At 61.5% G+C, this 21,108-nt stretch carries 16 protein-coding genes; 9 read left to right on the top strand and 7 right to left on the bottom strand.

Annotated elements, in window-relative coordinates:
- Positions 1–280: 280 nt before the first annotated feature.
- The 4 genes from H281_RS0117655 to araD all read right to left on the bottom strand — a co-directional run bounded on the left by H281_RS0117655 (position 281) and on the right by araD (position 5,441).
- A complete protein-coding gene (locus H281_RS0117655; RefSeq protein WP_020068472.1) occupies positions 281–1,348 on the bottom strand; it encodes a LacI family DNA-binding transcriptional regulator in 1,068 nt (355 codons plus the stop codon).
- Between the two features lie 132 nt (positions 1,349–1,480).
- The gene (locus H281_RS0117650; RefSeq protein ID WP_020068471.1) at positions 1,481–2,809 is read right to left on the bottom strand and encodes an MFS transporter; all 1,329 of its coding nucleotides are present in this window, start codon (positions 2,807–2,809) and stop codon (positions 1,481–1,483) included.
- A gap of 88 nt (positions 2,810–2,897) precedes the next feature.
- Positions 2,898–3,632 carry a ribonuclease activity regulator RraA gene (locus tag H281_RS0117645; protein ID WP_020068470.1) on the bottom strand — a complete coding sequence of 245 codons (735 nt, stop codon included), beginning with the start codon at positions 3,630–3,632 and terminating at the stop codon, positions 2,898–2,900.
- 18 nt (positions 3,633–3,650) lie between these two features.
- Positions 3,651–5,441 carry an L-arabinonate dehydratase gene (araD, locus tag H281_RS0117640; protein WP_033379589.1) on the bottom strand — a complete coding sequence of 597 codons (1,791 nt, stop codon included), beginning with the start codon at positions 5,439–5,441 and terminating at the stop codon, positions 3,651–3,653.
- Between the two features lie 210 nt (positions 5,442–5,651).
- On the opposite strand from araD, the gene H281_RS0117635 reads away from it, so the two are divergent.
- The 4 genes from H281_RS0117635 to H281_RS0117620 all read left to right on the top strand — a co-directional run bounded on the left by H281_RS0117635 (position 5,652) and on the right by H281_RS0117620 (position 9,354).
- On the top strand, positions 5,652–6,497 hold the full coding sequence (locus H281_RS0117635; protein WP_020068468.1) for an IclR family transcriptional regulator: 846 nt from the start codon (positions 5,652–5,654) through the stop codon (positions 6,495–6,497).
- Between the two features lie 51 nt (positions 6,498–6,548).
- The gene (locus tag H281_RS0117630; protein WP_020068467.1) at positions 6,549–7,574 is read left to right on the top strand and encodes an amidohydrolase family protein; all 1,026 of its coding nucleotides are present in this window, start codon (positions 6,549–6,551) and stop codon (positions 7,572–7,574) included.
- A gap of 2 nt (positions 7,575–7,576) precedes the next feature.
- Positions 7,577–8,260 carry a 4-carboxy-4-hydroxy-2-oxoadipate aldolase/oxaloacetate decarboxylase gene (gene ligK, locus H281_RS0117625; protein ID WP_020068466.1) on the top strand — a complete coding sequence of 228 codons (684 nt, stop codon included), beginning with the start codon at positions 7,577–7,579 and terminating at the stop codon, positions 8,258–8,260.
- Positions 8,261–8,451: 191 nt separating this feature from the next.
- Positions 8,452–9,354, top strand: coding sequence for an NAD(P)-dependent oxidoreductase (locus H281_RS0117620; RefSeq protein WP_020068465.1), 903 nt, complete (start codon positions 8,452–8,454; stop codon positions 9,352–9,354).
- A 129-nt stretch (positions 9,355–9,483) separates the two neighbouring features.
- Here the strand turns inward: H281_RS0117620 and H281_RS0117615 are convergent, their stop codons facing one another.
- Positions 9,484–11,172 (bottom strand): hypothetical protein, encoded by a 1,689-nt coding sequence (locus tag H281_RS0117615; RefSeq protein ID WP_027804707.1) that lies wholly within the window; start codon positions 11,170–11,172, stop codon positions 9,484–9,486.
- A 464-nt stretch (positions 11,173–11,636) separates the two neighbouring features.
- Between H281_RS0117615 and H281_RS0117610 the strand changes: the two genes are divergently transcribed.
- Positions 11,637–14,114, top strand: a complete 2,478-nt coding sequence (locus H281_RS0117610; RefSeq protein ID WP_020068462.1) for a two-partner secretion domain-containing protein — start codon at positions 11,637–11,639, stop codon at positions 14,112–14,114.
- Between the two features lie 328 nt (positions 14,115–14,442).
- Positions 14,443–15,258, top strand: a complete 816-nt coding sequence (gene ppk2, locus H281_RS0117605; RefSeq protein WP_020068461.1) for a polyphosphate kinase 2 — start codon at positions 14,443–14,445, stop codon at positions 15,256–15,258.
- A gap of 121 nt (positions 15,259–15,379) precedes the next feature.
- On the opposite strand, the gene H281_RS37565 is transcribed toward ppk2, so the two are convergent.
- Positions 15,380–15,988, bottom strand: a complete 609-nt coding sequence (locus H281_RS37565) for an RT0821/Lpp0805 family surface protein (protein WP_338117949.1) — start codon at positions 15,986–15,988, stop codon at positions 15,380–15,382.
- A gap of 76 nt (positions 15,989–16,064) precedes the next feature.
- The gene (locus tag H281_RS0117595) at positions 16,065–17,858 is read right to left on the bottom strand and encodes a SulP family inorganic anion transporter (RefSeq protein WP_020068459.1); all 1,794 of its coding nucleotides are present in this window, start codon (positions 17,856–17,858) and stop codon (positions 16,065–16,067) included.
- Between the two features lie 398 nt (positions 17,859–18,256).
- Here H281_RS0117595 and H281_RS0117590 point away from each other — a divergent pair, with 398 nt between their 5' ends.
- The 3 genes from H281_RS0117590 to H281_RS0117580 all read left to right on the top strand — a co-directional run bounded on the left by H281_RS0117590 (position 18,257) and on the right by H281_RS0117580 (position 20,991).
- A complete protein-coding gene (locus tag H281_RS0117590; protein ID WP_020068458.1) occupies positions 18,257–18,706 on the top strand; it encodes a glycine zipper family protein in 450 nt (149 codons plus the stop codon).
- Between the two features lie 99 nt (positions 18,707–18,805).
- On the top strand, positions 18,806–19,396 hold the full coding sequence (locus tag H281_RS0117585; RefSeq protein ID WP_020068457.1) for a hypothetical protein: 591 nt from the start codon (positions 18,806–18,808) through the stop codon (positions 19,394–19,396).
- A gap of 521 nt (positions 19,397–19,917) precedes the next feature.
- Positions 19,918–20,991 (top strand): sensor histidine kinase, encoded by a 1,074-nt coding sequence (locus tag H281_RS0117580; RefSeq protein ID WP_164701906.1) that lies wholly within the window; start codon positions 19,918–19,920, stop codon positions 20,989–20,991.
- Positions 20,992–21,108: the final 117 nt, after the last annotated feature.

The raw sequence follows: 21,108 nt of genomic DNA, 5'->3' as shown, positions 1-21,108 counted from the left end.
ACTTCATGCGCGGTCGGATTTTAAGAGCGCCCACCGGCCTGGAACATGATCTCGGACAAGCTACATCAAACAATGTCCGCATCGGCATTCAATGCACGTGCGCATGCACATGCGCAATAGTCGCGGGTGAATGTATTTCTGATCTGCGTCAAGTATTGCGCGCTCGCGGCGGCTCGATTCGCCGCCTCGTCAATCGCAAAGACACCAGGGGAAAGAGGCCATGACGGCCTGACAGGCGCCGCATGTTCAACGGCGTGATGGAGATATTGCCGAAGCCGGATCAGGTCGTTGCGCGCTCCACGATCTGGAAGCCCACGTCGGTTACTTTGTTCTGCTCGGTGCCGGCCAGCCGGTCCAGCAGGCAGCGCGCCGCGGTCAGCCCGATCCGTGTGCCGTCGACGTGCACAGAGGTAAGCTCGGGCGTCGTCTCGGTCGCGAACTCCAGATCGCCGAAACCGCAGATCGCCAGTTGCGACGGTACGCTCAGTCCCAATTGTCTGGCCGCGCTCAACGTTCCAATGGCGAGCAGGTCCGACCCGCAAAAAACCGCGTCGATATCGGGGGACTGCTCGACGAGCCGAGGCAATGCCACCTTGCCGAGTGCAACCGAACTAGGCGGCGCGACGAGTACTTCTGCGATGTCGTGAATGCCCGCCTGCGCGAGCCGCTCACAAAAGCCACGGCGACGCGCGAGCGCCCGTTGGTCGTTTGCCGACACGAGCCCGGGCTTGCGCACATTCCTTTGCAGGAAGTGCTCGGCCACCGCCGCGCCGATCCGGTAATGCGAGAAACCGACCAGCATGTCGATAGGCTGATCCGTCATGTCCCACGTTTCGACGATCGGAATGCCGACGTTCGCAAGCCGCTCGCGCAAGGAGTCGGTGTGCGCGACGCCGGTCAGCAGCACGCCTTCGGGCCGCCGGCTCAGCACTGCGTCGAGCAACGCCTCTTCACTCGAATCGTCGTAGCCGCTCAAGGCGAGCAGCACCTGGTAGCCCGCGCGCGACATCGTCTCGCTGAAGACCTGGATCGTCTCCGAGAACAGCGAGTGGGCGATGGTCGGCACGATCGCGGCAATCAGCCGCGAGCGCGACGACGACAAGCCACCCGCAAGCCGGTTCGGCACATAGCCGAGCTTTTGCACGACCTGGCGCACGCGTTCGAGTGTTTCGGGCGCGACCGTCGCAGGACTGTTGAACACGCGCGATACCGTGATCGGGGAGACACCCGCCTGCGCCGCGACGTCGGTGATGCGCAGGCCTTTCGGGCCGCCGCGCATGCGTCTGGCGGGCGCCGCCGCGTCGGGCAGATCGGCGTCGGCGGCAGCGGGCGGTTTCTGGTTCGGCATGAGTGCTGACGGAAGTTAATGGATCGCGCGCCGTATTCTAAACTGGCTGAATCACGCTGACTTTCGCTAAATCGCGGCAACCCGCACGCAGCTCGGTCAGACGCGCCGCATGGCAAAGCGTGGTCGCACAGCCTACTCGATCACGGGGACAGCATGTTGCGCCCCGCGTGCGCCTCTTTCGCGGCGCAAGATCAACAGCGTAATGACAGCGAACACGAGCAGACAGGTCGCGGGAATCAGCATCGGCGCCTTCACGCTGCCCGTTGTCTGCCGAACCCAAGGCACGAGATTCTGCGCGATAAAGCCGCCGATATTGCCGAGCGAATTGATCGCAGCGATGCCGGCTGCAGCACGCGCGCCGAACAGAAATTTGGGCGGCAAGGTCCAGAAGCACGGAATCAGCAGATACATGCACGGCGCGCCAAAGCACAACGCGATGAATCGCAGCGTGTTGGTCGGCAGAAACACCGCGCTCAGGAAGCACACGACACCCAGCAGAGCCGAAACCAGCATCGCGACGATTGCGCGATTGCCGGCACCGCGCAACCTGGAAGGCAGCCACGCGAGCACGATGGTCGCCATCAGCCATGGAATGATGTTCAGCAGCCCGTTCGTCGTATTACTTACGCCGAAGCCTTTGACCAGCGTCGGCAACCAGTAACTCACGCCGTAGACGGAGATCGACAGCATCATGTAGTAGAGCGCCATACCGATCACGCGCGGCTCGGTCAGCACGCTGAGCAGCGAGCCGTGCGTCGCCACGCCCGACTTGATCTGCGCGCGTTCGGCGTCGAGCGTGTGCGTGAGCCACTCTTTCTCGTCGGCGGAAAGAAACTTCGCTTGTTTCGGCGACGACGGCAGCAGGAACAGCACGACGACCGTCAATAGAACCGACGGCAGCCCCGTGACGATGAACACCAGTTGCCAGCCATGCAGCCCTGCAATCCCGCCCTTGTCGAGCAGCCAGCCGCAGATCGGCGCGCCGACCATATTCCCGAGACTGCTGCCCACCGTGAAATAGCCGAGCATGCGCACACGGTGCCGCGCCGGAAACCACAGCGTGAGGTAATAGATCACACCAGGATACAAACCGGCTTCCGATGCGCCGAGCAGAAAGCGCAGCACGTAGAACATCGTGGCGTTCTGCGTGAAAGCGAGCAGTATCGTCACGACGCCCCATGTGAACATGATGCGCGCCATCCAGCGCGGCGCGCCGTACTTGTGCAGCATTACGTTGCTCGGCACTTCGAAAATGAGGTAGCCGATAAAGAACAGCGACGCGCCGAGCCCATAAGCAACCTCGGAAAGTCCGAGGCTTCCGAGCATTTGCAGCTTGGCAAAGCTGATATTGGAGCGGTCGATATAAGCGACCAGATAGAGCAGCCCCAGCAGCGGCATCAGGCGCAGCGCAAGGCGGTTGATCAGGCGCGATTCGGCGATTGCCGGTGTCGTGGTGCTCACAGCGTCTCCTCCGGCCGCGTTCGATGCGCGGACCTGTGTCCTGCGATAGATCGCGCGTGAATGACGTGTACTCAGGCGTCGCAGCGGCTCATTGGCGTTGTGCTCGCCATTGCGCATAAGCGGCCATGGTCTCTTCATTGGGCGGATACGTGCCGCGCAACGGCCGGCCTTCGTCGATCCGTTGAGCGATGAACGCCTCGAGCTGTTCCTGCTCGGCCGCATCGCGCGCGACATCGGCTGCCATCTCGCGCGGCACGATAACGACACCGTCCACATCCGCGACGACGATATCGCCCGGATAAACCGGCACGCCGCCACAGGCAATCGGCACATTCATATCGACCGCATGATGTTTCGCGAGATTCAGCGGCGCGCTCGCGCCCGCGCACCAGATCGGCAAGCCCAATGCGGCGATGGTTCCGCTATCGCGCACCGGACCGTCGGACACCATGCCCGCGACCCCGCGCTTAGCGAGGCGCAGCGCGAGAATCGAGCCCACCGACGCCACCGAGCGCTCGCCGCGGCAGTCCTGCACGAGCACACTGCCGACAGGCGCGGTCTCGACCGCCTTGCGTTGCGGATGGTCCGGGTCCTGAAACACGCCGACGTGATCGAGGTCTTCGCGCGCCGGGATATTGCGCAACGTGAACGCGGGCCCCACCAGATTCGGCGTGCCCGGTGCCGGTTTGGCGAGTGGTGCGACGCCTTGCAAAAACACGTTGCGCAAGCCGCGCTTGAAAAGTTGCGTGGTCAACGTGGCCGTGCTCACGTGCCTCAGTTGTTCGAGCGTCGCTTCGCTCACGACGATTTCGGATGCGGTCATCTCAGGGCTCCGGTTTGATTAGTGAATTTCGGGTTCGCTGCTCTTCGCACCCGGCGCATCGTGTGTGGTCGGCGCGCTTGGCACGGCCGCTGTTTTCACCGGCTCTTCGAGGAAATCGAAATCGCAACCCTTGTTCGCCTGCAATACATGCAGTTGATGCATCACGCCGAAGCCGCGTTCGAAGGGAAGCTTCGGCGGCTGCCATGCGGCCTTGCGCGCACTCAGTTCTTCGTCGCTCACTTCCAGATGCAGACGCCGCGCGGCCACGTCGAGTTGGATCATGTCGCCGTCCTTCACGAGAGCAAGCGGGCCGCCGACAAACGACTCCGGCGCCACATGCAACACACACGCGCCATAACTGGTGCCGCTCATGCGCGCGTCGGAAATACGCACCATGTCGCGCACGCCCTGCTTCAACAGCTTCTGCGGGATTGGCAGTTGGCCCCATTCGGGCATGCCGGGCGCACCCACAGGCCCCGCATGCTGGAGCACGATCACCGAATCGGCGGTGATGTCGAGGTCCTCCATGTCGATGCGCGCCGCCATATCCGCGTAGTCCTTGAACACCACGGCGCGGCCGCGATGATTCAGCAGATGTGCCTCCATCGCCGCGGGCTTGATGACGGCGCCGTCCGGCGCGAGATTGCCGGTCAATACCGCGAGGCCGTCGCTCGCCACCACAGGATTGCCGCGCTTGCGGATCACGTCGTCATTGAAAATTTCAGCGCCCGCGATGTTCTCGCCGAGGGTCGAACCGTTGACGGTCATCTGCGAGCCGTCGATCAGATCGCCGAGTTCCAGCAGCAACGCGCGCAGGCCGCCGGCATAGAAAAAGTCTTCCATCAGATACTGACCCGACGGGCGCAGATTGCCGATCACCGGCGTGATGCGCGAAAGCTCGTCGAACCTTGCCGTCGTCAGGTCGATACCGGCGCGGCGCGCGACCGCCACCAGATGCACGATCGCGTTGGTCGAACCCGACATGGCCAGCACGGTGGTCACGGCGTTATCGAATGATTTCGCGGTGAGAATGTCCGACGGCTTTACATCGGTCCACACCATTTCGACGATGCGCTGGCCCGTTAGCGACGCGAACTGCGCATGCCGCGAATCGACCGCGGGAATCGACGAAAAGCCGGGCAACGTGAGGCCGAGTGCTTCGGCAGCGCTCGTCATGGTCGACGCGGTGCCCATCGTCATGCAGTGCCCAGGCGAGCGCGCGATGCCGCTCTCAATGCCCTTCCACTCGTCTTCCGTGATCTTGCCCGCGCGCAATTCGGCCCAGTACTTCCACGTGTCCGACCCGCTGCCGAGCGTGCGGCCGTTCCAGTTGCCGCGCAGCATCGGGCCGGCGGGCAGAAAGATCGACGGCAGGTTCATGCTGATTGCGCCCATCAACAGACCGGGCGTGGTCTTGTCGCAGCCGCCCATCAGCACGCAGCCGTCGAACGGATACGACTTCAGGATTTCCTCGGTCTCCATCGCGAGGAAGTTGCGATACAGCATCGTGGTGGGTTTCTGGAACGGCTCGGCGAGCGTCATGACCGGCATCTCGACCGGGAAGCCGCCGGCCTGCCAGATGCCCCGCTTGACCTCCTCCACGCGTTGCTTGAAATGCGTGTGACACGAGTTGATCTCGCTCCACGTGTTGACGACGGCGATCACCGGCTTGCCCATGTAATCGGACGCGTGATAGCCCATTTGCGCAGTGCGCGACCGATGGCCGAACGAGCGAAGGTCGTTGACGCCATACCAGCGATAACTGCGCAGCTGTTCCGAGGTTTTGCGGTTCGCCACTGATGTCTCCATGGTAACGCTACCATCACGCCGCACGCACTGCCGACGGGTGGAGCTTTTCGGGATGAATGCGATGGTAGCGGTACCATCGTCGCCTGTCGCTCAGGGATATCACCGACACGACGCACGGCTAAGTGATTGACGGCGAAAAGCGATCGGAATAGCATTGTTCCATCTGACGAGTATCAGTTCTATCTGATAGAACACAACGGAGACGGACATATGCCTCGCAATAGCGAAACCGTGCGCGCCCCGCAAGGCGTCACGGCCAGTGGAATCGATGTTCTGGATCGTGCGGCGTCGATTCTCTTCGCCTTTCGCCGCGACGACGAACCGCTCACGCTAACCCAGCTGTCCGAGCGCACGGGACTCTACAAGAGCACCCTCTCGCGGCTTGCGCAAGCGCTTTGCCATCACCAGCTTCTGATTCGCCGCGACGACGGCCGCTTCTGGATCGGATCCGCGGCAATACATCTAAGCGCCGTCTACGAGGCCGGCTTCGATCTGCGCGATGTCCTGCTGCCCGCGATGAAGGAACTGAGCGCGGAAACCGGCGAGGCCGTCTCGTTTCATGTGCGCGAGCGCGATCACCGCGTGTGCCTCTACCGCATCGCATCGCGTCATTCGATTCGCGCGGAAGTGCAGCAAGGCGACACTCAGCCGCTCGAACGCGGCGCGGGCGGGCGCGTGCTGCTCGCGTTCGCAGGCGAACCGGGCGAGCCGTACGAAACGGTCCGCTCCCGCTACGTCTATCTGTCGATGGGCGAACGCGATCGCGAAACGTCGGGCATCTCGGCCCCTGTGTTCCGCCTTGGTCAGGAACTGGTCGGCGCGCTCGGCATTGTCGGGCCGTCCGCGCGCATGGGCATGAAGCAAATGGAGCGCTACCGCCCGCGCCTGCTGGAATTCGCGGCGCGCGTGACGAAGGCGCTAGGCGGCGACCCCGAGCCTTTGTTCGAAGCGGCTTCACTTGACGCGGCCCCTGCACACGCGCCACTTGAGCATCAGTCATTGGACGACGGGCGTTCCGGCGCCTCGGAACAGACTCAGGCGAACGAGAAGGCCTAGGTAGTCACGCGAAAAATCCCGTCATACCGCATTTTATTTCGGAGTACATAGATGATCATCGACATTCACGGTCATTACACGACCGCGCCCAAAGCGCTGGAGGCGTGGCGTAACCGCCAGATCGCCGCGCTGGGCAACCCCACCGACGCGCCCAAGCCGTCCGAGTTGCAGATTAGCGACGACGAGTTGCGCGAGTCGATTGAGACGAACCAGTTGCGCCTGATGCGCGAACGCAGGCTCGACCTCACAGTGTTCAGCCCGCGCGCCAGTTTCATGGCGCATCACATCGGCAACTTCGACGTGTCGAGCACGTGGGCCGCGATCTGCAACGAACTGTGCTATCGAGTGAGCCAGTTGTTCCCCGAGCATTTCATTCCCGCCGCGATGCTGCCGCAGAGCCCCGGCGTGGACGTGGCCACCTGCATTCCCGAACTCGTGAAGTGCGTCGAACAGTACGGCAATGTCGCGATCAATCTGAATCCCGATCCGTCGGGCGGCCACTGGACGAGCCCGCCGCTCTCCGATCGCTACTGGTATCCGATCTACGAGAAGATGGTCGAATATGACATCCCGGCAATGGTCCACGTGAGCACGAGCTGCAACGCGTGCTTTCACACCACGGGCGCACACTACCTGAACGCGGACACCACGGCTTTCATGCAGTGCCTCACATCGGACCTGTTCCGCGATTTCCCGACGTTGCGTTTCGTGATTCCCCACGGCGGCGGCGCAGTGCCGTATCACTGGGGACGCTTTCGCGGCCTCGCGCAGGAAATGAAGAAGCCGCTGCTCGAAAAGCATCTGCTCAAGAACATCTTCTTCGACACCTGCGTGTATCACCAGCCGGGCATCGACCTGCTTACAAACGTAATTCCCGTCGACAACATTCTGTTCGCGAGCGAGATGATCGGCGCGGTGCGCGGCATCGACCCGCAAACGGGCCACTACTTCGACGACACGAAGCGCTACGTCGAGGCAGCGGCCATGAATCCGGAACAGCGCCACCAGATCTACGAAGGCAACGCGCGGCGCGTCTATCCGCGCCTCGATGCCGCACTCAAAGCACAAGGACGTTGAACATGTACGAACTCGGAGTGGTTTATCGCAACATCGCGCGTGCGGACAGCAGCGTCGCGGATGGCCTCGGCGCTCTCGGCAGCGCCACCGTTCACGAAGCCATGGGACGCGTGGGTCTGATGAAGCCGTACATGCGTCCGATCTATGCAGGCGCGCCGGTGAGCGGCACCGCCGTCACGGTGCTGCTGCATCCCGGCGACAACTGGATGATGCACGTTGCAGCCGAGCAGATTCAACCCGGCGACATCGTCGTGGCAGCCGTCACGGCCGACTGCACCGACGGCTATTTTGGCGACCTTCTTGCAACGAGCTTCAAGGCACGCGGCGCACGGGCGCTCATCATCGATGCGGGCGTGCGCGACGTGAGCGTGCTCACTGAAATGGGCTTTCCCGTGTGGAGCAAGGCGATCTCGGCGAAGGGCACCATCAAGGCGACCCTTGGCTCGGTCAACGTGCCGGTGATTTGCGCGGGCGCGCTCGTCACACCGGGCGACGTGGTCGTCGCGGATCAGGACGGCGTGGTCGTGGTGCCGTCGGCGAAGGCACAAGACACGCTCGATAAAGCCACCGCACGCGAGGCAAACGAAGGGCAGAAGCGTGAAAAGCTTGCCTCGGGCGTGCTCGGCCTCGACATGTATCAGATGCGCGAGCCGTTGAAACAGTTGGGTTTGCGCTACGTCGACTGAGTATGACGTTGGGCTTTTGCTGGCCCAACGCGGCGAGCGAGCGGTCAATTCTCGCTCCCACGTATTTTCACGGCTCACTTCGCACAGGCTGTTTTCCGCAGTCGACGATGACAGCCTGCCTGTGCTGCTCATGTCATTGCTGACCGGCTTCGCGCTCGTGAAATTCGCGAGGCTTTTTCCGGAGTTCCTGTATGCCTCAGTCATTCGAACAATTCACCGGCCACATCGCGATTATCGGCTTCGGCGAAGTCGGCCCCATCTTTGCGCGCGCATTCACCGAAGCGGGCCATACGGTTTGCGCGTTCGACGTCAAGCTGCAAGACGCGGCCACGCGCGGCGCAATCATCGAGCGCGGTGAGAAAAGCGGCGCCCAAATCGCTGACGATCTTGCGTCCGCACTGCGCGATGCGCAGCTCGTGTTCTCCGCAGTCACCGCGAGCCAGGCCGAAGCCGTCGCCAGCGCCGCCGCCGCGCATCTCAAGGCGGGCCAGGTGTTCATCGATCTCAATTCGGTGTCGCCCGCGGTCAAGCAGCGCAATAGCGTAGCGATTCAGCAAAGCGGCACCGATTACGTGGAAGCCGCGGTCATGGCGCCCGTGCCGCCGCAAGGCATCCGGGTGCCGGTGCTGCTCGGCGGACGCGTCGCCGCGCAAACAGCCGAGCTTCTCAACGGACTCGGCATGCGCTCCGAAGCAGTGGCAGAGGAAGTCGGGCTCGCGTCGGCAATCAAGCTGTGCCGCAGCATCATGATCAAGGGCATGGAAGCGCTGTGCGTTCAGTCGATGCTCGCCGCGCATCAATTCGACGTGGACGGGCGCGTGCTGGCTTCGCTCGCGGCCACTTTTCCGGGTGTGGGCTGGGACAACGGCTACGAAGCGTATTTGATCGGACGAGTGGTCGAGCACGGTCAGCGGCGCTCGGAGGAAATGCGTGAAGCCGCGCTGATGCTGGACGGTCTCGGCATGTCGAGCGCGCTCGCAACCGCCGTGGCTGATGTGCAGGAGCAACTCGCCGCGCGCGCCGCGCCGCTCGTCGATGCAATCGACAAGAAAGGCAGCCTGCCGGAATGGCGGACACTGTTGAAGCCTGCGTAAGCAGTCGCGGCTGACCTGAAGCTGTCCGCTCGTTGCCCTGCCCTCGCCGCTCTTTTTCTTTTAGTGTCGCGGCGCCGGACCGGGCTTTAATCGCTGTCGACAGAACGAGCCACTCGTCCAGCCCGAGGCTTAGTTGTCTGGATGGCTCGCAACAAAACTGACAAACGCGTTGTACGGCAGATTGAGTGTCACGCCATCTATCATCAGGCCATATGTCGCGTTGCCGCTATCGAGCACGTAGTACATCACCGACTGGACGTTCTTCGTTTTTCTCGCCTGATAGTAGGTCGCATAGCGCGAACTGATGTAATCCGCGCGATAGGCCTGAGTCTTCTCCGGTCCGGTGTTCCACTCCGTGAGCAGAAACGGCGCACCGTACCGCGCTTTACAGTACGCGGGCAGATCGAAGCCGGGGCCGGAGCCGTCCGAGCCGATATCGAAGATGTCGCCGTACACCTCGTAGTTGTGCCACGTCGTGAGGTCCCAGCGTACCGTCGGATAACCGCTTGTGCCGTCCGGCTGCGTGCCGTCCCACAACGCATCGGCTGCGCCGACGTCGGCGACGCAGAAGTTGATTCCACACTTCGCCGTGGCCTGCGCCGATTTCACGCCGTCTATCATGCCGCGCATGACACCGCGCATGATCGGCCAGTTGCCGTTGTTGAAGTCGACGGCCTTCGTCCCTGCATTGGTCGAGTCGAGAATGATCGCGGGATCTCGGGTCAACTCGTTGCCGCACTCGTACATAACCACGCCATACGGCGCGAGCGCGGCAGCGACCGTCGCGCCGCACGAATGTCCCCGGGCGTACGCCACTGACTCGCTTGCAAAGAGCACGTTGCTCCAGTCCCGCACACCGATGTCGATCAGTACGAAAAGCGTCAAGCCTGCTGCCTGAAAAGCCTGCGCGAGACTGACCACCGCGCCGAGCTGCGTCGGGTCGTCGGTGGCGCCGACGCGATAGGTCGAACATCCCATGTTCGTCATGATCGACACGACTTGCGCGGGCGTGTAGCGATAATCGTAATGCCCGTTGATGCCATGGAACGTGCCGCTAGTAGCCGCCACGGAAATGCGCGGATCGGTACAAGGCAGCCATTGCTCAATGTCGTTGCACACGTAGAACTGGCCGCCCGTTGCCCTGTACCACAGCTTGCCGCCGTACCACAGCAACAGCGAGACATTCGATGTCACGCCGACCGGTGCGTTGTTGCGCAGCACGACACCATTTGCGACGCTCCAGACCGCGCCTACTTTGTCGATGATGTACGACGCGCCGGGAATCGTCGTACCGTCGGCCGAGGTGCCGCCAAGGCGCGGATCGTTGCACGCGAACCAGTTGGAACCGTTCCAGCCGTAGAACTGGCCGCCGGTTCCCTCGTGATAGATGCCGCCGCCGTACCAGAGCAGCAAAGACACGTTGTACGTATTGCCGGCGCGTACGCTATTCCGGAAGACCGATCCGCCGACCAGCGTCCAGACCGCCGCCTGGTTGTCGGTGATCGACACGGCGGGTGGGACCAACGTGCCGTCCGCCGATGCAGGCGTGCCGTGGTTCGACGCCCCGCCGTTGCTGTTCGACCCCGACGACCCGCCCTTCGAGCCCGTCGACGTCGCGCTCGTTTGCGTGCTCGGGCTCCCTGTTGTCGCCGGCGCTCCGTTGCTGCCTGTGCCGCTCGAACCGGGCGTCGCGCTGCTGGTCACGCCGGCATTGGCTGTGCCCCCGGCACTTCCGCCCGAGCCACCGCCGCAGGCGCTCAACATATAACTGCTGCCGACAGCCGTCAGCAAGCCGAGAAACTCACGTCGTTTAACCATGGCAAGGCAATCCAGCGCCGGGGCGCGCCCAAAAAAATCCGCGATCAGGGGATGTGGGATGCGTGTCCGGGAGGAGCGCCGATTTCCTTCGACATCCTTATCTACGGCGTTCGCGCCAATAAGGGAACGCCACGAGAAATGGGGCTCGGTAATTTCTTCCCGTCGCCTGCTTCAGGCGATGCAACTCATGTCTGGATGTCGGCAATAAATAGCCGCTTGCGTAGGGTGCGTATGAAAAAAACGTTGAGCGTGAGAGGCATGCCAAAGCGGCAGGCATTTGCCACCTGCCGACACATCCGCCAAAAGCGGCATCGTCAGGCGCAAATTGATGTGATTATTACGGGGTGTCAGCCAAGCGCGCTGCTAAGCTGATTTCAGCCAGTTACGTCAGACGATGCGTCGTTAGCCAGCCGCAACTGTTTACCGCCGCAGACGAATATCGGACTGATACCGAGGAGGCATCCATGTCGTTTCGGTTACCACTATCACCGGTTGAAAATTCGACTTGCCGAGTCATTGGCACATCGCATCGCTCGATCGCGATCGCCATCGCACTCGCACTTGTGGGAGTCTCTTCGGCTACCGTCGCCCTCGCGGGCGGCGTATTACCGCAAGGTGGTCAATTCGTCAGCGGGCAAGGCTCCATTAACGCAAGCGGCAATAACCTGGTCGTGACGCAGCCCGGCTCGACGCGCGGCGTGATCGACTGGCGCAGCTTTTCAATCGGCAAAGACAATGCCGTCACGTTCCAGAACGGCTCGGGCGCAACGCTCAATCGCGTGACGGGCGGCTCGCTCTCCGTGATCCTTGGAAAGCTCAGCGCGACAGGCGACCTCTATCTGATCAACCCGCAAGGAATCGTCGTTGGGCCGTCCGGCGTCGTGAGCACGGGTGGACGCTTTCTCGCATCGACGCTGGATGTCTGCAACTGCGCGTTCATGAACGGCGGCTCGCTGACGTTCTCCGGCGACTCGAATGCGAGCGTCGTCAATCTGGGCAAAATCAGTTCGACTGGCGGCGACGTATTTCTGATCGCCCGGCAAGCTGTCGTCAACGCAGGCACCGTCGAAGCACCGAACGGGACAGCGGAATTCGGTGTAGGCGCAAAACTGTTGCTGCAGGATTCGTCGAGCAGCAAGCAGCTTTTCGTGCAAACCGGCAGCAACGGCACGATTGCGAACGTGGGGCCTTTGCAGGCCGCGCAGATCAACCTGCAAGCCGCGGATGGCAACATTTACGCGCTTGCGGGCGGCGGCACACGCACACGCGCAATCGGCACCGCAACACGCGACGGCCACGTCTGGCTGGTCGCCGATGCGGGCGGGGTCACGCAGGGCGGCACGATCTCCGCCTTCAATGCGAATGGCAGCGGCGGCATTGTCGATGCACAGGCACGTGTGCTCTCGTTCGTCCCCGGCGCACAAGTGCTCGCGTCGCAATGGAACGTAACGGCTCCCGCTTTTACGATCGACCAGTCGGCCGCCGGAGCAGTTCGGCGCAGCCTCGACGCGGGGACATCGGTGAACGTAACGACCACGGGCGCGAACGGCGCATCCGGCGATCTAAGCGTCGCTTCGGGCATCAGTTGGCAGGGCCCTGCCGCCCTATCGCTCGCGGCCTACCACGATGTGTCGATTTCTCCCGGCGTCACCCTCAAGAACTCGGGCTCCGGCAATCTGACGTTGCGCGCGGACGCGTCGGGCATCGACAACAGCGGCAGCGTCGTCAATCAAGGCACGCTCGACTGGTCTGCGAGTACCGGCATCGTCAGCGCGCTGTACGACATGAACGGCAGTTACAGCCCCGGCACAGTACTTACCAACAGCGCGTGGACGGCCGCGCCATACAGCGGTCTATTGACCCAGGCGACAGCCTATAAACTGATCAATTCGCTGAGCGACCTGCAGCAGATCTCGACGGATCTCGCCGGCAACTACGCGCTCGGCAAAGACATCGACGCAAGCGCGACCTCGGGCTTCCCGCCTCCGTTCCCGTTTACACCGATCGGCGACGGCGCGACGCCGTTCTCCGGTCAGTTCGACGGCATGGGGCATGCAATCAATGGACTCTCACTGTCGAGCACGGTGCTCGTCACACCAGGCTCTATGACCGGCGGTCCCGATCAGCGCGCAGCCGGCCTGTTCGGTGTGATCGGCGCGGCGGGTGTCGTGCGTCATGTGGACGTGAATGGGAAGATCAATAATCAGCAGGGCTACGGTTCGTACGGCATGCTGGCCGGGTTCAACTACGGACTCGTCACTTACGTACGCACTAGCGGATCCGCTTCCGCGTTTGGAGGCTACAGCTACACCTCCAGCACCGGCGGGCTGGTCGGGTACAACTATGGCACGATCACGCGCTCGGGCAGCAACGTGGATGTCTCCGCCGAGGGCACGCTCGGCGGACTGGTCGGAATCAACGCGGGGACGATCCGGCAGTCGTATGCAACGGGCGCAGTGGCCGCGCAGGCGCATACTGGAGGAGGCGGAGGACTGGTCGGCAGCAACTCGGGACTCATCTCGCAGTCATACGCGACCGGACAGGTGTCGTTCCAGCCGAACTATTGCGGCGGCGGAAACGGCTCGCAGTGTTCGGACGGCAGTGCCGCGCTGGTTCAAAGAAACGACGGCACGATCGAGCAGTCGTTCGCCACCGGCAAAGTCGTACAGAACATAAATCCGACGCTCGGCCCGCCTCCGCTCGGCGTTGCAAGCACCAACAACGGCACCATTGCGGGCGACGTTTACTGGGACACTCAGACCACCCTGGCAACCCGCGATGTTTATAGCGGGACGGGCACGTCGGCAGCGAAGGGGTTGACCACGGCACAGATGAGCATGCCGTCGAGCTTCGGTCCCACCTACGACTTCAGCTCCACTGGCGCGTGGGCGATGCCTGCGGGCGCGACGCATCCGGTGTTGCGATGGCAGGTTGCCCAGTAGTTGCCCAGTAGATAGCGTCTGTCATTTTCGTGAACCACGATTCGCAAGCGGATTCAGCGCAATGACAAATACGCCCACTAGTGCAAACGCTATTCTGGTTTTGGATTGTCTCATCGCGATTCCGGTTCGTTAGCTTCACGAACCATCTGGCATGCCCGGTGTTCGCGGCGCGTCTTGCTCTATCCTCGCACCCGTCGGGACGTCCCGAGGATAGAACAGGACGACCAGCCGCGCTATTGGACCAAAGGCTCATTGTTTGCCGCGGTGCCGCCGCATATTCTAGTGAATCATCAACCGAGGCTGTGGCGGCGCGCGCGGAGAGATTGCAATGACGAAGCACCAATGCAAACAGGACGACCCGGTTAAGCGTGAGACGTTATCCAACAAGGAATATCTGCGCGAACTCACGCCAATGCAGGTCGAACTGGTGAAGCTGCAGGAATGGGTCGTACAAACGGGGCAAAAGATCTGCATCGTTTTTGAGGGGCGCGACGGCGCCGGCAAGGGCGGCACGATCAAGGCAATCACCGAAAGAGTGAGTCCGCGTGTATTCCGTGTGGTCGCATTGCCCGCACCCACGGACCGCGAGAAAAGCCAGATGTACGTGCAACGCTACCTGCCTCACTTGCCCGCAGCCGGAGAAATCGTGATCTTCGATCGCAGCTGGTACAACCGTGCAGGCGTTGAGCGGGTAATGGGTTTTTGCACCGAAAACGAAGCCGTGAGCTTTCTAAAGGCGGTGCCGCTCGTGGAACGTGCAATCGTTCATTCGGGGATTATTCTGCTCAAATACTGGCTCGAAGTCAGTGAAGAAGAACAGACTCGCCGTCTGCAAGCTCGCATCACCGACGGGCGTAAAGTCTGGAAACTCTCCGGCATGGATTTGAAGTCTTATAGCCGGTGGTACGACTATTCGCGTGCGCGCGACGCAATGTTCGAAGCGTCGGACACCGATTTCGCCCCATGGTTTGTCGCGGTATCCAACGACAAACGGCGTGCGCGACTCAATATTATTAGCGATCTGCTACAAAAGATTCCCTATAAGACGATTGCGCGCGAAAAGGTCACCCTACCGGCCCGGCAAAAGCCGAACGGATACAAGGAGCCCGACTATCCGTTCAAATACGTGGCCGAACGATTCTGACCACGCCGATTGCATTGCTCTCCTTGCGCAGCAGAGCGTGGCGCGGTCAGTGAAATGAACGGCCCGCCGGACACGGCGCGCATATACCTGCTTATCTGCACGCCCTGCTGCGTTCGATCCGCTATTTCCTGAGTATTTTCCACGGTCCGCTGCCAGTCTTGCAGACAGTTGGTGTCCAACTTTGTGTCTGCCCTTTCGCATTTGCGACGAGCGTCGTGGTGCGGCACGTCCGGTCCCCTTTCGTCGACGTGTCGTGCGGCGTAATGGTGCCATTGATCACAACCGGGTTACCGGTTCCTGCGTTACTCCACGGAACAACCTCGCCGTCTTTCTTTTCCAGCGCCTTTTGCGCGGCGTCGTTGAGCGCCTTGCGATCAGCTTCTCTCATGAAGCTGATCGGCGTGTTTTTCAGGAAGTTCAAATTCGAAGCGACGCTGCCCGCGCTCACGGCAAGCAGCACAACTCCAGTCAGGCAACGTACGAACAGGTGAGCAAGCGAACGCGGCGGTCGCATCTGGGCAAGTGCGGGGCGCCCGGTTATTGAAGGAGACGGCTCGAAACGCACCGGCTGAAAGAAACAGGCAACCGCAGCCGGAACCGGATCCGCGGCAATCGCACGAACCCGCGAGTCACCGTTCATCTGTCTGTTCATCTCGTTCTCCTCGTTACCGCCAAACTGCGTTGAGTGGGTATCATGTACTGACCTGCGGAAGCGGCGATATCGCGGCACACCAGAATATGCAGCGCCAATAGCCTGCGTCGCTCGAGTGCGTTTTGGCGCCTTTCCCGTTACGAACCTCGCCGCTTCAGTCCGGTTTACTCACGACCGTCTTCACCGCTTGTTCCGTGTCGCGGTGGGGATCTTTCGAGTCTGCCGCACGGCCTGATTCGAATTCGTCTACAACGTCTGCCACCGAATACCGGCGTCCAATCGGACCAACACGTGCCTCCAGATTCTCGGCGCGGAGTATGTCGCGCGCCTCAGCGTGCGCGCCGACTATCCGCAGGTCTATCCCTTTAGCCTGTAGTGCGCCATGCAGCGCGGCCAGCATGCGCGCTCCTGAAAGATCGACCACGGGCGACGTCGACAGATCGCATATCACGAGCTTGATCGGCTCGCTGACTTCGTGGACTTTTGCCCATACGGTCTGACGCACGTGCTCGATATTGAAGTACAGCAGCGACGCCGCGACCCGAAACACAAGCACATGCGCAATAGATTCGTTGTCGGCATGACGCTGGATATCCGAAAAGCGCCGGGTTCCGCGAATGCGGCCAAGAAACGCAACATGCGGGCGTGCGGCCCGCCTGATAATCAGCAGCATCGATACGAGCACGGCGACGATCACGCCCTTCAGAATGCCGAGCATCAGAACCGCCGCGAATGCGACAAACGAGACGGCAAACTCATAGCGACTCACGCGCCAGAGATGACGAATCTCTTTCACGTCGACCAGTCCTTTGACCGCGACCATCACAATTGCCGCGAGAACCACGGTCGGCAAGTTCCTGAGCAGTTCGGTCAGAAACATCAGACACAAGGCGATCGTCAACGATGCAAATACGAGCGCCAGCGGTGTTCGTGCACCGGCCTTGTCGTTCACGGAAGACTGGGACAGTCCACCGGCGACCGGATAGCCCTGAAACAGCCCGGCGGCCAGATTCGCCGCACCGAGGCCCAGCAATTCCTGACGGGCGTCGATCTCATAACCATGGGCTTGTGCGAGCGCACGCGCAGCAGAGACGCTCTCGACGTAAGACAGCAGCAGACAGGCAAATGCGAGCGAAACGATGCCGTCGACGTCTCGCACGCGCAGCGTCGGCAGATGGAATTCGGGTAGCCCTCGCGGCAAGGCACCGACAACAGAGAAGCCGTGCGCCGCCAATGAAGTAACGGAAACAATAATGGTCGACACGATAACGACCGCGAGGGCGACCGGCCTGCCCGGCAGGTATTTTTCGCCCAACACTAGAACGGCGATGCAGACGAGACCGAAAATCAGCACCGTCAGCGAAGTAGTAGGGATCTGCCCACCGAGAACAATGAGACGTTCGAAAAATGACTCACCCCCTCCTTTCGTGCCCAAAAGTTTCGGAAGCTGGGTCAACGCGATCGTGAGCGCAGCGCCCGCCTTGAAGCCCACAAGTATTGTTTCGCTAATGAAGTTGACAAGCGAACTCAGACGCAGCAACCACGCAATGCAGCACATGCCTGCAATCAATAAGGCAGTCAGCGCGGCAATCGACGCCCAGCGAGCGGGATCGCCATCCGCCATGCCTGCAATGGTGAGACCGACCAGCATCGAAATAGCCGACGTCGGGCCGATGGCGAGTTGCCGCGACGACCCGAAAAGCGCGTAGCACACGCCGCCCACGAGATAGCAATAGATGCCGTATTGCGGCGGCAAGCCGGCAAGCGACGCATAAGCCAATGACACAGGAATGCCATACGCGGCTAACGTGACGCCGGCAATCGCGTCCTTCTTGAGCCACTTTGGCTGATAGGAAGCGAGCCATTGTGCAGGCGGAAAGACCGAGCGCCAACCGCTGGGCGCGGCCGCATCCGTCGCCCGGCCAGCGGCGCGCACTTTATTGGTCACGAACGTTTTCCTCCAGTGCGAGAGCCGGCGAGCAGCACGTCCCGGGCAACTGGGACGGCTGCGTTGGCGCTACTGGCAGCGCGCATGACCGTACTCACAATCAAGCGTAAGCCGCTGATCAAAGACCTGGAATCGGACTTTGGTCCTAAGCGAATTGCGGGTTCTGCTACCTGACATTGCGGTCACGGTGGCCGCGTGCAAATGGGGCGTAAATGCAGCATCACGGCGAATGCATGACCAGAGGCTGATGGCGTGCCGATGTGGCGTCGAAACCTGGCCGAATAGGACCATGGTCTCATTGTGTGCGCCGGCATCTGAACGCAATCATCAGGAGACGCGCCGCTACCGGCACATAGCCCGACAGAGGAGGTGCTGTGAACACACTAAGGAAGTGCTCCGTGTACGGTTTCGCCGTTTGCATACTACTAGGCTCCGGCGCGCCGCAGGCCAAACCGATCGCCTATCCAGCCAAAGGACAAAGCGCCCAGAAGCAGCAGCAGGACGACGGTGCCTGCTATTCCTGGGCGAAGAACAACACGGGCGTCGACCCCGCTGCGGTCGCCAACGCTCCGCCGCCGCCATCGGGCCCCGCAGTGGGCGGTGGCGAGCGCGTTCAGGGTGCCGCGCGGGGCGCCGCCGGTGGTGCAGTGATCGGTGCGATTGGCGGAGATGCCGGGAAAGGCGCGGCCGTCGGCGCAGCGGCGGGCACCATGGTCGGCGGTGCCAGAGCGCGGCAGAACAGGCGTGCAGCGCAGGCTTCCGGCGAGGCGCAATCTCAAGGCGCCATGGATACATTCAACCGCGCGTATGCCGCATGTATGGAAGGGCGAGGCTACACCATCAAATGAATCGCGCCTGGTGATCGCGCTGCGCACATGCCAGTGCGTGACGCCGTCGCCGCGCGATTCGCGCGGCGGCCCCCGGTCGGACACTCGAGGAGATCAGCAATGAACACCACAAAGCTCGTAATCGTCGCGCTGGCTGCGGCCTTTTCACATGGAGTACTCGCCGATACGACGCCGAAGTACGACGTGACGAGAGAGCCGGGCAAGGTTTCCGTGACTGGAACAGTCAAGACAAAATCGACCATCGTCGGCATTGAAGCCGATACCCGGACTGTCTGGCTAAAAGACTCCAAAGGGAAGATCGTGCAAGTCACAGTTGGCGAAGAAGCGAAGAACTTCGACCAGTTGAAGCTCGGCGATACGGTCGCAGCCGAGTACACGCAAGCACTCACCTTGAGCCTGAAGAAGAGCACCGGACCCGCGACGGTCAGCCAGAGTGAAACGCTCAACCGCGCACCAGAAGGCGCAAAACCCGGAGGCTCGGCCGCCCGTGCAATCACGGTGATGGCCAATGTGGTCGCCCTGAACCCGCAGACCAGAACGGTGACGCTGAAGGGTCCGCAGGGCAATTCGGTCGATATCGTGGTAGAAGATCCTGAACAGTTCAAGCGCGTCAAGAAAGGGGATCAGGTAGAAGTCGTCTACAACGAAGCCGTTGCCATATCGGTGGAGCCGCAGCAGATTAGCAAATAAGGCTGGCTGAAAGTCACGAGAACGAATGTGCGCGCTCCGCCGTGTTGCGGAGCTGCGCGCGCTGATTGATCGAGGGGACCGCACTAGCCTCAGGTCGGCGACGCCTAGATTTTATTTCGGATTACCGATAGAAATCAGAACCGACGCCTCTCACTGTTTTTCGTGCATCGGAAAAGCTTCTCCTAAACCCCGACAGATCGGATATGTGCGCCGACATTGTCCGCTCACGCCATGGTGCGCGCGCTGCCTACTGCGCAGCGCCGATCCCGTTTGCCTTTGCATCACAGCATGATCCGCATGCCGCGTTTGCCCGCATTCACGACAACGTCAATCGGGTCCGCCTGTGCAAAGTGCTAGGATGCATTATCGGGCTTACAAACGACGGTACGCATATGGCGCATTACGCACGCAAAGCAACGTTGGCGGCATCCATCGACGAGCTTCGGCCCGCACCTGGCGAGACAGCTGCGCTCACCGACGTTTTGCGCCATTGGCGAGCCTTTGCGAGAATGACAGAGGCATTGCAAGACAATGCCCCTCTCGCAACCATCCTCGACGAGGCGGCCAAATGCGCCGCCCTCGGCTGCAATGCGCCGATGTCAAAGGTGCTCGAAGTCGAAGGAGACGGCGACACGCTGGTCGTCAGGGGACAATACGGCATGGGCGCAGACGTGATTGGCCGCTCTGCGGGGGCCGTTCAAGCGTGGAATCCAGCCGGCGAGGCACTCACCAATGCGAAGCCGGTGGTCGAGCCAGACGTTCGTCTACGTCCCCAGGATAAGGTCCCGGCCATTCTCATCGAGCACCAGGTCGTTACGTCCGTCAACCTTCCTCTTATCAATCGCAGTGGCGCCTACGGGATTCTCGAGGTGGACTTTCGCGAGCCGACGCACATCGGGGCATTGGAGATGTCGTTTCTCGCGTCGGTGGCGAGTGCACTTTCGGAGAGTATCGAGAAGTACCGGACGCGCTCCATGCTCACCGCCGATCGCGATGCCAAGGTAGATCTGTTAAGGGAGCAGCAGCACCGCATACGTAACAACTTTCAGCTCATCGTTGCAATGCTTCAACGCAATGGCGCGCTAGCCAAAGATCCGCATGTGCGCGATAGCTTCAAGCAAGTCGAGCGCCGCGTCTTCGCCATGGCTTCGCTGTACAACCATCTGCTGGGGCTAGGCGATCATGGCGAACTGGTCGATCTCGGGCGATACCTTGCGTCGATGGCCGACAGCTTCCACGACTTTTACGGCTTGCGCGAGAGCGGTATCACGCTTGAGATCAATCTCGTATCGGGCATTTCCGTGACTCTGGACACGTGTACCGCAATCGGGACGGTGGTGAACGAACTCGTTGCGAACGCGGTAGAACATGCTTTCGCCGGGACTTCAGGGCAGCTGACAATAAGTTTGACGCGAAACCCGTCGGGCGGATACACAATCTGCGTAGCCGATAATGGACGCGGCTTGCTCCCGAGCGCTCTTGAACACATCGGCCTGCGTACGAGTCGCAGGATACTGTCGAGCATCGGCGGGCAACTTCACCACCGCTCGCAACCCGCTCCCGGAACTGCGTGGGATTTAACGCTTCCGGAATAGGTGCTAACTGCAGGCGCATTGGCAAATATGCCGGTCACGCGGACGGCGCTGCAGCGAACGGTCTCACTGCACTGTGCTTACTCCACGCGCGCGCCGCACCGTATGAATGGCGAAGAA

It is taken from the genome of Paraburkholderia caledonica, from assembly GCF_000383275.1.
GTDB lineage: Bacteria > Pseudomonadota > Gammaproteobacteria > Burkholderiales > Burkholderiaceae > Paraburkholderia > Paraburkholderia caledonica.
The sequence above is the reverse complement of the archived record's forward strand: the minus strand, read 5'-3'. Positions and strand labels throughout refer to the sequence as shown.

What these genes read in the sequence shown, in the direction of transcription:
- H281_RS0117655 (WP_020068472.1), bottom strand. Translation starts at nt 1,348, where the DNA reads ATGCCGAACCAGAAACCGCCCGCTGCCGCCGACGCCGATCTGCCCGAC.
- H281_RS0117615 (WP_027804707.1), bottom strand. Translation starts at nt 11,172, where the DNA reads ATGGTTAAACGACGTGAGTTTCTCGGCTTGCTGACGGCTGTCGGCAGC.
- H281_RS0117635 (WP_020068468.1), top strand. Translation starts at nt 5,652, where the DNA reads ATGCCTCGCAATAGCGAAACCGTGCGCGCCCCGCAAGGCGTCACGGCC.
- H281_RS0117645 (WP_020068470.1), bottom strand. Translation starts at nt 3,632, where the DNA reads ATGACCGCATCCGAAATCGTCGTGAGCGAAGCGACGCTCGAACAACTG.
- H281_RS0117610 (WP_020068462.1), top strand. Translation starts at nt 11,637, where the DNA reads ATGTCGTTTCGGTTACCACTATCACCGGTTGAAAATTCGACTTGCCGA.
- H281_RS0117585 (WP_020068457.1), top strand. Translation starts at nt 18,806, where the DNA reads ATGAACACCACAAAGCTCGTAATCGTCGCGCTGGCTGCGGCCTTTTCA.
- ligK (WP_020068466.1), top strand. Translation starts at nt 7,577, where the DNA reads ATGTACGAACTCGGAGTGGTTTATCGCAACATCGCGCGTGCGGACAGC.
- araD (WP_033379589.1), bottom strand. Translation starts at nt 5,441, where the DNA reads ATGGAGACATCAGTGGCGAACCGCAAAACCTCGGAACAGCTGCGCAGT.
- H281_RS0117630 (WP_020068467.1), top strand. Translation starts at nt 6,549, where the DNA reads ATGATCATCGACATTCACGGTCATTACACGACCGCGCCCAAAGCGCTG.
- ppk2 (WP_020068461.1), top strand. Translation starts at nt 14,443, where the DNA reads ATGACGAAGCACCAATGCAAACAGGACGACCCGGTTAAGCGTGAGACG.
- H281_RS0117620 (WP_020068465.1), top strand. Translation starts at nt 8,452, where the DNA reads ATGCCTCAGTCATTCGAACAATTCACCGGCCACATCGCGATTATCGGC.